8 protein-coding genes are annotated in these 12,263 nt (G+C 66.2%); 2 read left to right on the top strand and 6 right to left on the bottom strand.

The genetic code is table 11. The annotated features are described in order from the left end of the window. Positions 1-459: 459 nt before the first annotated feature. Positions 460-1,605, top strand: a complete 1,146-nt coding sequence (locus MOTC310_RS28560) for a glycosyltransferase (protein WP_331291813.1) — start codon at positions 460-462, stop codon at positions 1,603-1,605. Positions 1,606-1,777: 172 nt separating this feature from the next. On the opposite strand, the gene MOTC310_RS28555 is transcribed toward MOTC310_RS28560, so the two are convergent. The 6 genes from MOTC310_RS28555 to MOTC310_RS28530 form a co-directional block, all read right to left on the bottom strand. Further along, positions 1,778-3,121: an NAD(P)-binding protein gene (locus tag MOTC310_RS28555; protein ID WP_331304288.1), complete on the bottom strand. Its 1,344-nt coding sequence runs from the start codon at positions 3,119-3,121 to the stop codon at positions 1,778-1,780. A 565-nt stretch (positions 3,122-3,686) separates the two neighbouring features. Then, the gene (locus MOTC310_RS28550; RefSeq protein ID WP_331304208.1) at positions 3,687-5,159 is read right to left on the bottom strand and encodes an O-antigen ligase family protein; all 1,473 of its coding nucleotides are present in this window, start codon (positions 5,157-5,159) and stop codon (positions 3,687-3,689) included. Positions 5,160-5,253: 94 nt separating this feature from the next. Further along, positions 5,254-6,612 (bottom strand): polysaccharide biosynthesis/export family protein, encoded by a 1,359-nt coding sequence (locus MOTC310_RS28545; protein ID WP_331304207.1) that lies wholly within the window; start codon positions 6,610-6,612, stop codon positions 5,254-5,256. A gap of 282 nt (positions 6,613-6,894) precedes the next feature. Then, entirely contained in the window at positions 6,895-8,310 is a 1,416-nt protein-coding gene (locus tag MOTC310_RS28540; RefSeq protein WP_331304206.1) for a lipopolysaccharide biosynthesis protein, read from the bottom strand. 238 nt (positions 8,311-8,548) lie between these two features. Beyond that, positions 8,549-9,610 carry a glycosyltransferase family 4 protein gene (locus tag MOTC310_RS28535; protein ID WP_331304205.1) on the bottom strand — a complete coding sequence of 354 codons (1,062 nt, stop codon included), beginning with the start codon at positions 9,608-9,610 and terminating at the stop codon, positions 8,549-8,551. Between the two features lie 184 nt (positions 9,611-9,794). Continuing rightward, positions 9,795-10,817 carry a glycosyltransferase family 2 protein gene (locus MOTC310_RS28530; RefSeq protein WP_331304204.1) on the bottom strand — a complete coding sequence of 341 codons (1,023 nt, stop codon included), beginning with the start codon at positions 10,815-10,817 and terminating at the stop codon, positions 9,795-9,797. A 595-nt stretch (positions 10,818-11,412) separates the two neighbouring features. Here MOTC310_RS28530 and MOTC310_RS28525 point away from each other — a divergent pair. Then, complete coding sequence (locus tag MOTC310_RS28525; protein ID WP_331304203.1) at positions 11,413-12,255, top strand: hydrolase; 843 nt, start codon at positions 11,413-11,415, stop codon at positions 12,253-12,255. Positions 12,256-12,263 lie beyond the last annotated feature (8 nt).

Here is a 12,263-nt window from a genome sequence, read left to right as displayed (position 1 = left end):
CATCCGTCGAGGGGAAACGGCGTGCCGTGCGGCGCGGCATGCAGGCCGGCCTCCGCCTGTTCGAGCGGCCTGTGGGAGGCCAAAGACTGATGTGGATCCCGAGAATACCTTCCACGCCGGCACGGCCTGCGCGAACCGCCGGCCCGCGGCGCGTCGCGAGGCCGAGTGAGATTCATCGAAGGTCGTCAGGTCCGGCAACACCCGAGGCTCGGCTTACCCCTTGTCCGATCGACGACACCCGCCTCCGACCGAGCTGAGAACACCGCCGCCATGGACCATTGCCTACGGAACGGCTGCCTGACAGCGGCTGATCGGACACCCGGTCAGGAGCCGGCAGCGTCCGCTCGTCGCCCGTCAGGCCCGGAAGTGGGACATGCGCGCACCGCGCCGATGGCATCGGAGCCCTTCCGTGCGGCGCGGCCTGCCCCCCGCGATGATCTCGGGATCAAGGTTTGATCGATGAGAGTCGCGATCGTCCACTACTGGCTCATCGGGATGCGGGGCGGCGAGAAGGTCATCGAGGCACTCTGCGACCTCTATCCGGAAGCCGATATCTTCACCCACGTCTATGCGCCGCAATCCGTGTCGCCGACCATCAGGGCGCACCGGGTCAGGACCTCGTTCATCGGCAGATTGCCCTTCGCCGCCAGCCGATACAAATCCTACCTGCCCCTGATGCCGATGGCGCTCGAACAGCTCGATCTGCGGGGATACGATCTGATCATCAGCAGCGAATCGGGGCCGGCGAAGGGGATCATCCCGCCCTCCGACGCACTCCACATCTGCTACTGTCACTCGCCGATGCGGTACGTCTGGAACATGTACCATGACTATCGCGAGCGGACGGGGCTGCTCACGCGCATGCTGATGCCCCCGGTGGCCCATTACGTGCGGAACTGGGACGCGATCTCGGCGGGACGGGTCCACGAGTTCGTCGCCAACTCGGACACGGTCGCGCGGCGCATCGAGACCTACTACCGGCGTCAAGCCAAGGTCATCCATCCGCCCGTGGACACCGCGGCCTTCGAGACCGTTCCGGACGGTGAGCGCGGCGACTACCATCTGATGGTCGGCGAGATGGTCCGCTACAAGCGGCCGGAACTGGCGATCCAGGCCTTCAACCGTTTGGGGCAACCGCTCGTGGTGATCGGCGGCGGCGAGATGCTGCGCGAGTTGCGCAGCATGGCCGGTCCGCACGTCAAGCTCCTCGGCCCGCAACCTTTCGAGGTCCTGAAGCATCACTACGCACGGTGCCAGGCCCTGATCTTCCCCGGAGAGGAGGATTTCGGCATCGTGCCCGTCGAGGCCATGGCGAGCGGACGTCCGGTGATCGCGTACGGCAAGGGCGGCGCGACCGAGACGGTCATCGACGGGGTGACCGGGACCTTCTTCCACGAGCAGTCCGTCGAGGCGCTCATCGACGCCGTCCAGCGCTGCCGGACGATCGGGGTGGAACCCGAGCGCCTCGTCCGCCGCGCCGCCGATTTCGGCGCCGGCCGCTTCGCGGACGAGATCAGCCGCTTCGTCGACGGAGTCCTGGCGCGCGAACGCACGACAGCACCTCGCGCGCCGCGGGAATCGAGTCGCGCCTACTTGGTCCAGTGAGACGGCGCGCACGTCCGGGTGACGCGGATCGAGGCGGGGCCGGGCGGGCATCTGTCGCCGCGACGCGCGACCATCGTCGGGCTCCGGCTCGCGGCGCACGGCACCGCCGAAGCGATGACCGGCCAGGGGACGGCGCCGCTCCACGAGAGCGTGGGCGCCCTCAGGATCGACGCTAGACCTTGGCGCTCGCCGTCGGCATCAAGTGAGCCGCCGCGTTGAGCGTCGAAACACGGGCCGTCGGCTGGTAGTCGAAGCCGCCCTGCCGGCCAAACGACTCGATCCCGAAGTCGCGCAGACGCGAGAGCGCGCGGGACACCCTCTGATGGGCCCGCTCCGTGTAGATGGGATAGGCACAGGGCACCACTTGGCTGCCCTCGCAGATCAGATCCCCGACGAAGAGCCTGTTCTTGGCGACATGCGCGCGGAAATCCTGCTCGGCGGTCGACACGCAGTTGCCCGCATGGGCGGCAATGACCTCGACTCCGAAATACTCACGCCCATCCACGTGACCGTAGAAATCGGAATACATTGTCAGCCGCTTCCACGCCCCGTCATGCGCGAAATTGTACAGGATCGAGCAGTCGAATCCGCGATGTCCGCTGAAGCTGAAGTATAAGCTGATCAGCGTCACCGACGGCAGGTGAGGATCCTCTCGGATCCCGCAGAGCTCCAGGGCCCGATTGATCGGGATCGTCGAGATGAGCCGACGGGCCGTGACACGGCTGCGATCCGTGAGGACCTCGAATCGGGTCCCGCGCCTCGTGATCGATGCGATCTTCTGGCCCAGATGAAAAACGGTGCCGCGCTGCCGGAGGGTCCCCGCGGCCACCTCGTAGAGGGCCGTGAAGCCGGCGCGGGGCCGCGCCAGTTGCCTGTTGGTCGGACCTGTCGCGCGATGCCGGCGAACGTAGCGCAACAGGACACGCGGTCTAGCGTGTTCCTTGATCCAGAGCATTCTCTTCTCGGCGAATTCCAGATCGACCCCGTCGGCCGGCACGCCGAAGAAGCGTTTCATGTAGCTCTCGAGCCCCGACCTCCTGAGCAAATAATCTCCGATCCAGTACTGCGCAAACTCCCGCGCATTTCCGACCTTGCGCCGGAACAGACGTGAGAACGCCACCGACAACGCTATTCTGAAGATACCCCATGCCCCTGACCGGATGATGTCGTCCTTGATGGACAGCGGGTAAGAGGTCACGACAGCCTGGGGTGTCAGTTTACCCCAGGTCGGCATGATCGGGACGTAATGTTCGAGCAGCTCGGGAAAATGATCCAGGAGCGGCGAATCATCTTGAAAGATGAGGCTTCCGATATCGAAAGTGTACCCGTTGATGGACCGGTCGATGTGATTACCGCCCAGATTACCGAACTCATCGAGAACGGCGATCTTTCGGCACCCGAGATCGTGGAGTATGGACGCGGACACGAGGCCGGTGATACCGGCCCCGAGGATGATCGCGTCGAACACGTCATCGTCCGTGCCGGGAGACGCACCGGAATCGGGAGACTCAGTCATGATCTGCATTGGATCGGTACCAGTATCGAACCCTGACGCGTGACGCCGGGATGGGGTGACTGGGCGAGCGTAAAACGGCTCTCACCTTCGGCAATTGACGGTACCCGACCGTCCTCGCATCGATACTAGAAGCGCCGATCGAGGCCTGGGTATTACTATCGTAAAGAATTCTGATTTTGTAAATACGTCCCGGCACGCGGATCGAGTCTGCATCTCCGATCGAGCCACGCGTCTCGCCCTCTATTGCAGAAATGTTGGATAATTATTTCCGATCCGTTCGACGACCGTCTCAGATTTCACTGCTCGAAGCCGCGCATCTTGAAAGATCGAACGCGCGCAGGATGCCCCCGAGACAGAATTTCATTGAATCTGGACACGACAACCCCGGAGCCACGCGCCGGCGCTCCGGCGGAGATGCCACTGATCATTGCCGGAAAGCGGCACCTCGACAGTCCGGCGCGGCGCACGCCGCGCGGGCGCGCACTGGGCGGGGTCCCGCCGTATGGTCCTGCGGTCGGTCCCGACATGGGCGCGCGGAGCCGGCCCGACCGGCCCGAATCGGTTCCTAGGTCCCAAGCGACGCGTTCTGAGCGGGCCGGGGGCATGGATCCGCGAGCCGGGGCCGGATCGCGGCGGCCGGCCCGATCAGAGCCGTGGAAACGGGGGCGCGCCGGATCTGCTGGCGCTCGGGATACGCGCAGGCCGTGGCGGCGAAGATGTAGAACAGCAAGCCCTGATCGACCGTCGGACCCGCGATCATGCCGCCCGCGAGCAGGCACAGGCAGGCGACGCGGGCGGCGGAGCGGATATCGCTGGCATAGGTGCGCGGTGCACCGCGCCGAAAGCCGAACACCGAAGCCAGGAACAGCACGTAGAAGACGGCTCCGGGAATTCCGACATTCGACAGCACCGCGAGGGGAAGGCTCGACGTGCGATTGGTTCCGAGACCGACGCCCAGACCGCTCGAGTCGATGAAGTTCCGCCACGCGTAGGCGTTCCAGGCGGAGCGCTGAACCCCCGAACTTGTCTCCCCTTTACTCAGGACCAGCGTATCGACGTAATCGAAGACGCGGTCAGCCGCGCCGTTGACCGAGAGGGCCAGAAGGATGAGGACGCAGAGGACCAGCGGGCCGGCGATCACCAGTCCGGCGCTGAACCGGTCCTGCCGGTGCGTGCTGCAGCGCAGCAGCGCGATCGTGTAGAGGAGCCCGACCAGCACCACGGCACCGACCAGGCCGGTTGAGGATGTCGACAGGATCACGAACAGCAGCGAGATCAGCGCGAGCGGTCCCGTCACCAGGGGCTTGCGTCCACAGAGCCAGAGCATGCCGGTGAATCCGCAACTTCCCAGCGTCATCCCGGCAAATGCCGAGGCCTCGGGCCAGGCGCCGATGATGCGGCGCATCGTGCCGACAGTCTCCTCGTCGTGGAACGTGTACTGCGCGTTCCGGATGAACTGCAGCGCCTCCTGAGTGCCGGTCGCCGCGGTCAGCACGTCGACGATACCGAAGCAGATGTTGGCGGCCGCGTAGATGATGAGCGCTTTCGCGAGCGTTCCGATACCGTCTCTCGTGGAACCGAAAGCCGCGATGACGCTGAAGCACACGAGGTCGCCGAGAAGATAGATCGGCTGCGTGAAATTGCTGGAGACCGGCCCCAGGGGAACCACGCCGTCGCTCGTGATCAGGTGCGACGACGTGCCGAGCGGCACGATGTAGGTCTGACCCGCGAAGAGGCGCGGCAGGACGTAGCTGCTCGCCACCCCGTACAGCGCGAGACAGAGAAGCCAGAAGCCCGGTTCCGGAAGGCGGAACGACCGCAGGACCAGCGTCGAGATGTTGCGGTAGAACAGCGTCGCAATCATCAGGAACAGAAGGAAGAGATGCGCCGGCTGGACGTTGGCGCCGCCCAGCAGGAGCGCGGCGGCCGATCCGAGATTGCAGAAGACCACGAACGCGACGACGACCGAGTCCGTGCCGAACAGCAGGCAGAACAGGCCCGCGACGACCGTGATGGCGCCTATCGGTTCGAAACTCATGTCAGACGGGTCCCGGCATGATCGGCGTCCCGCCGGTATGGGGCGTGCAGGCGACCGCGTCGCCCGACCGCTGCGACGCGGCGCACGGGCCGTCTCAGCGGTTGGCGCTCTCGGTTGTCCGGTACGGTGCGTCCGGCGCGGCGGGGCCGCGGCTTACCGGAGAGCTCCCGGATGTGCGCCGCGGCGTCGGCGGCTGACGCGCCTCGCCGGCCCGGTCCGCCGGCTGACGCGCGAGCGTCACGCGCACGACGTCGCCGGGCTCGACGACGGCGTCCTCCGAGGCGAGCCACGTGCCCGCCTTCGCCCCCTGCTTCCGGGTTATCTCGTACCGCGCGCTCAGGCCTTCCGCCGCATCATCGGTGCTGCCGACCATCTGAGCCTCGGCATCGGCCGTGAGCCGCTCGGCCGTGCGCGTCTTCTCGTCGATCAGGGCGATCTTCTGCCGTGTCTCTGCGGCCTCCGACAGGGCCTCGCGGCGGAACCGGGCCTTGAGGTCTATGATGTCGCGCTCGGCCCGCGTGAGGCTCTGCTGGGCACGCAGCATGGCCACCTGGACGTCGAGCCGGCTGCTCTCGAACGAGGCCTGACTCTGCTCGGCGGCGAGCTTGCGCGGCGCGATCGTGAGCCCCTTCGAGACCAGATCGTTGATGAGACCGAGCTCCCCGCGACTGAGCTCGATCTGGCGGTCCAGGGTTTTGGATTTGCTGTCGAGGGTTCTCATCTCGTTTTCGAAACTGGCGACCGACTGTTCGATCGCCTTGATCTCGGCCTTCAAAGCGTTCCGTCGCGTGTCGAACAGAAGCTGCTCGCCGCGGACGGCCTGATCCGCGTACGCCTTGTCCGCCGGGCCCTTCGGATCGGCTCCGAACGCGATCGCGTCCGCGCCGGCGATCTCCGCCTCCAAGCGGGCCAGCTTCGCGGCCAGACCGGCGCGCTCCGCGGCGAGGTTTCGCAACTCGCCGCGCGACGTGACCGCATCGCGCTGGATGCTGCGCGGGTCAGTGCCGCGCATGAGGCCCTGCGCCGTGCTGACCGCCTGGAGAACGGTCAGGCCGGGCTGATACTCGTACTTGCCGGGCTGCTGGACCGCGCCGATGATGTAGAACGGACGGTACGTCGCGACCTCGACGGAAGCCGCGGGCTTCTCGGCGAGGTCAGCCACCTGCTTCAGCGCTACACCGATCGCGTTCGCAAGATCGAGCGGCGTCCCGCCCGCGGCCTTGATCTGGCCGATCAGCGGCATGGAGACCGTTCCATCCGCCGCGACGACGAACTGCCCGTTCAGCGCCGTCCACGAATAGGCCTCCCCGGTATTGCGACGCAGGTCATAGACGCGGATTGTCAGATGATCCTGAGGACCGAGCACGTACCGGCCGGCTTCGTCGGCGGCCGCAGCCGCGAGGGGACTGCCGAACAGCGCAATGCAGGCCGCCGCCATGGAACGCAGACGCATCAAATCCTCCTCGTCCCAAGCCAGTTCTTCAATATAAACTTGCGCGCTGCGACCGACCTACGGCATCTGTAGCACATATCTCCGAGACTCACATTGAATCGTAGCAGGGATAGCCAAATTATCCAAGATTTGTCGGCCCGTGTTCTGTCTTCCGGCCGCCGCTCGCGCGGGGTCGACAGGCCAGCGCCGCGCCGACAGCGCGTCGACCGCGAATCCGTCGATCGCCCCCTGCCGAACCCCGGGATCCAGGTCTGTACGGCACCAATCCTGTCCAGCGGCGCCTCAGGGACGCAGGGCCCGCAGGCGAAACCCGAGCAGATGCATGGTGACGCCGTAAGCCGCCACGCCGCTGGCAATCATGGCCACCAGAAGCCCGACCAGTCCGATGTCGATGCGGCTCAGCAGCGCCCGCAGCGCGACCACCGCGACGGCCATCACGAGGCATGAGAGTCCGACCTGCCAGAGGTTGCCCACCTGCCGCACCACCCCCACGCCGACGAGGCGCTGCGCGTAGATCGCGCTGATGAGGAAATGAAAGACGGCTGCCGCGACCCGCGCGTAGATCATCACCATGATGCCGCCGACGTAGAACCCGAGGGTCATGGTCGATATCTTGAAGATCAATTCCGCGATGTTGATCTTGAGCATGACATCCGGCTCGTCCATGGCGAGACAGAGCGTCGAGACCGGCTGATAATAGGCGGTGAACATGATGGCCAGGGACAGCCAGCGCAGGTAAGGCGCCGCCGGGCCCCATTGCGAACCGAGGACGACGCTGACGATCTGGTCGGCGGTCAGGGCAATGCCCACGCCGGCCGGGAACGCGATGATCATCGTGAGCCGCGCCGCCCTCAGGAAGGCGGATTGCAGGCGGAGGCGGTCATCGGCGATCGATGCGAACGCGGCCATCACCGGACGCATGGCGGGCCCGATGAGGCTCTGGGTCGGCAGGACGGAGAAGTCGCTCGCGACGCCGTACCGGCCCAGGACGGCCTTGTCGACGTGATAGCCGAGGAAGATCCGATCGTACTGCCAGCTGAAGGCGGCCAGGATCTGCGCGGATGTGAACCAGCCGGTGAAGGCCGAGAAGGCGCTCACCTTCTCCAACGAGAGTCGCGGGCGGTAGGGCGCCAGCACGTAGGACAGGACGGTCGGCAGGATCGACGATGCGGCCGGATTGATCACCAGCGCCCAGTAACCGGCCCCCGCGTAGAGAGCCCCGACGCAGATGAGGGCGGCTGCAATCTTGCCGGAGAAATCCGCTATGAACGACACGCGGAAGTCGATGGTGCGGTACAGATGCACCATGCTCGGGCTGTAGAGGCTCCGCGCGATCGGAGCCGACGAGAGCGCCAGCATGATCGGGATGAGCCGAGCGTCGCTGTAGAGATGCGCGACCGGCCAAGCCGCCGCCGCCATCAGGAGGGCGATCACCGCGCCGCGCAGAAGCCCCAGCGTGAAGGCCGTATCCAGATGCGATTTCTCGACGTCCTGCAGGCGCATCAGGGCCTGAACGAGGGGGACCTCGAGAACCATGTCGACGATGGCGACCAGGGACATGGCAATGGCCGTCAGGCCGAAATCGGCGGGTGACAGGACCCGCGCGAGGATGAGCAGCGTCGCGAGATCGATCGCGCGCCCGGAGAGCCGGGCGGCGACGCTCCAGCCGGCGCCGCGCAGCGTCTTAAAGGCCAGCATGGACGTGTCCCGCGCGGTGACGACCGGCCCCGCGGCGGCTCGAAGCGAAGTCGCGCGCGCTCAAGAAACAGATCCGGAACTAGACAACATAGCGGCTCCGATCCTGGCCCCGTCGATCAGCCTTGGACCAGTATCCGGCGGAAGCATCAATCTAGCCAATTTGGCCGCCTTGCGCGCGCACCACGACGGCGCAGCGCGGAGGCCGCGCGGCGTCCGGCCCTGCGCGCGGGATCGGGCCTCAGCCCGCCCCGCCGGCGGCACGCCGATAGACAGCCAAGGTCTCCTCGGCCACCCGATCGATCCGCAGGTGATCCAGGTTGAGCTGGCTCTTCGCCCGCCATTCGCTCAGCTGCGCCGGATCGGTGGTCAGCGCGATCAGCGCTCGCGCAAGCGCGTCGCAATCGCCGGGCGGGACAAGAATGCCCGCCCGTCCCGCCTCGAGGAGTTCAGGGATCCCGTCGACGTTCGTGCCGATGATCGCGCACCCCGCCTCCCGGGCTTCGGAGAGCACGAGCGGGGCCGGATCGGCGTGGGACGGGAGCACGAAGATGTCGGCCCCTAGCATCCAGCGGTAAGGATCGTCCCGCGGGCCCGCGAATGTGATGGCATCCGCGCAGGGCAGCGCGCGCGCGGTCCGCTCGTAGGCGTCCTGATGGGGACCGCCGCCGACGACGTAGAGCCGCATGGCCGGGTTATGGGGGAACGCCGCGTCGAAGGCCCGGAGGAGATCGGGCAAGCCCTTCCGCGGGTGCAGGCCTCCGACGAAGACGATCGCGGGATGATCCAGGTTCTGCGGCTCTTCGGATCGACCGCGCATGCGGGCCGAGCCGATCGTCCCGTTGAGCACGACATCGATTCGCGAGCCCGCGATGCCGCGCCTCCGCATGGACGAGGCGACGGCGCCGCTCACCGCGATGACCCTGTTCCCGAGACCCATGAGGATCGCGCCCTTCTCGAATTCATTGTGGACGGTCGTCACGAGGGGCATGCGCAACAGCTTGCAGCTCGGCCAGGCCAGAACGGCACTCGTCATCATATGGGCATGGACAATATCGGGACGCCAACGCCGAAGCACGCCGCCACAACCGAGGAACGACTTCAGAACCTGATCTGGACCGCGGTCGTGGCTCGCGAAGATCGTCTCGACGCCGTTGGAGCGGAGCAGGGCGTCGAGATCGCCACCCTGGCTGCCGACCGCGACCTGATGCCCGAGTTGCACCTGTCGACACGCGAGATCGACGGCCGCGTGGACATGGCCGTTCAGCCGACGCGTGTGATTCAGCAGATGGAGAATACGCATGACTTACGAGCGCACGTGTCGGATCCGCGCCTCTGCCCGCGCTGCGGATCTGCGGGAGCCGCGGCGCCGACGGGAGCGCGAGATACGACCTTAGTCAGACAGGAAAACTGATACAACTTTAATAGATATTTAGATGTTGATATTCATCTCCATGGGAGTGCAGCCCTCTAAATCGTGCCGTCCCTCAACACTGCCCCGCGCCTAATCTCGCCCGCACGATCTGGCGCACCGGCCGGCGCCTCAGCGAGAAGCGGAAGGCGAGCAACGCCTGCGCGCCGCGAACGGGCGCGAGGAACGTCGCCGTCACGAAGAGCGCATTCGCAACCTTCCATTTCAGCGGGCGCGGTTCGGTCAGCACGGATCCGATCAGATGCAGGAACGGGCGGCCGCCGTACCGGGTGCCACGAAGAGTCGCCGCACAGAACGCGAGGAACTGAAAATAGTATGTCTTCTCCGGCTCGATGAGCGAGACTTCGGGCCTCCAGTTCCGGAGCAGGCTCCGCAGATGAGCCAGCCGCGACTGAAACCGCTGAAGATCCCGCTCGAAGGTCGCCGCCTGCGGGACCCGTCCCAGGCCCGAATCATTCCGGCCATGGACGCGGTAGAGCCCGAGACTTTCGGCAAGGCTGACGACGTCGCCCATGAACGGAGCGGCCAGCAGGATCACGCCATCGACGGCCTGGTCGTACTCACATTGATGGAGCAGCTCACAAACGTCGCGCCGGAAGACGTTCCCGGACGTGGGGGGCGTCCGGTAGACCCCGGAGCGCAGGATGTCGTTGACGACCCTGTCCTGCCCGCGGAAGGCGTCGAGCGCCGGATACGGGTCCGCCAGGACAGCCCCGCCCGAATCGATGCAAGTCAGACAAAACTGGAGCTTGGCGACGTTCGTATCCAGTGCGGGGAGGATGCGCGCGAGCGCGCCCGGAAGGAGCTCGTCGTCCGCGTCGAGAAAGAGCAGAAACGGGGCGCGGGTCTTGGCCAATCCGTAGAGGCAGGCCGCCCTTTGACCGCCGTTCGGGATCCGGAACGCCGGAACGCCGGATTGCTGGATCATCGACCACGAGCGATCCGTCGATCCATCGTCGATCACCACGATCTCACAGGCGTCGCTGCCCTGATCGAGGACGCTCTGGATCGCCCGGCCTACGAAGTTTTCGTAGTTGAAGCAGGTGATGATGACGGCTAATTTCGGCTCCGTGATCACGACAGATGTCTTTCTCACTCGTCGCCCCGCGCTCCCGTATCTCACCGTCTCGAGCGCACAACACGGCGTGGTTAACACAGCATCGGACCGAGATCCACAGTCAAACCGTTGAAGTTCCGGCAAAATATCCAGCTCGATTGCTGGATATCGGCCCGATTTGCCCGGCACATCGCGACGAACGGGCGGAGAAGACGATCTCCATTTCCGCGGGTCGATCGGCGACCATCACCAGCCGACGCGGACCGGGCCCCGCGGGAGCGCGCCGCGCTGAGGCCCGGCGCCCCGTCGCGGTGTCACCCGAGATCCGCCGAGCGTATCGGTCGCTCGCCACGACGCAGGTCGCACCTTCGATCGCCGGGACTACACCAAACGGTGGTCTTGTCGGGCGTTTCCAGGCTTCGTAAGGGCCCACGATCCCGGAAAGCGGCGTCCTCGCTCGGGCCGATCAACCCGCCTTTCCGGGGGAGCACTGCCGCCTCGTCAATGCTTATGGCTGTGGCAGCACGTCTTCATTCATGTCGGACGGGACAAATTCTTGCTATACTGCTCAGAGTACGGTTGTCGTGCGCGGCGTCGCGCCGACACGGCACCGTCATTGCAGGAGGCTGCCGGACACCGTCCCGCAGCCGGAAATCGGGTTCGGTCGCAACCGGTCGGGAGAGATCAAGCCACCATGCACCTACCCGAGACGGCGGCCCGAATCGTATCCTGCGACGTCTTCGACACGCTGCTCCATCGCGACCACCGATCCGAGCGCTGCCGCTTCCACGACATCGCGACGGTCGCGTCGCGGCTGCTCGCGGCGGAGCACGGCACGGCGCGCCGCCCGGGCGCGATCTACGCCGCGCGCCTGCAGGTGCAGCGCGCGGCCTACCGCGCGCTCGACTTGACCAATCCCTCGGGCGACGTGCGCTTCGCCGACATGCTCGCGGCCATGACGCGCGTCCTCAGCCTCGATGATCGAGCCGCAAACATTCTGTATCGGGCCGAGATCACGGTCGAGCTCGCGCAGTTGCGCGCGAACGAAAGGCTGATGACCTGGCTGAAGCGGCGGGCGCAGGCCGGAGACAGGATCATCGCGGTGAGCGATACCTACCACCGCGGCGAGACGATCGCGCATCTGCTGAACACGCTGGCTCCCGGCCATCCCGTCGCGCGCATCTACACCAGCGCCGATCACGACGCGACCAAGCGGACACGGGCGCTGTTCGACGTCGTTCTCCGGAACGAGAAAGTGGCCCCGTCCGAGGTCCTCCACCTCGGCGATGACACGCTGGCCGATGTGACGATGGCCGCGGCCTCGGGCCTGCGCACGGCACACCTGCTCCGGCCGCGCCACATGGTGCTGCGGCGGCGCCTCGACGCCGTCCGCGCCCGCGTGATGCACCGGCACTGGATCGGTGCCGCCCGGGACGGGGCCGTGGGGAGTGGGGCATGAGGGCCTGG

The organism is Methylobacterium oryzae (genome assembly GCF_036441375.1).
In the GTDB taxonomy this organism is placed as follows: domain Bacteria; phylum Pseudomonadota; class Alphaproteobacteria; order Rhizobiales; family Beijerinckiaceae; genus Methylobacterium; species Methylobacterium oryzae_A.
This window is presented reverse-complemented; position numbering and strand designations above follow the sequence as displayed.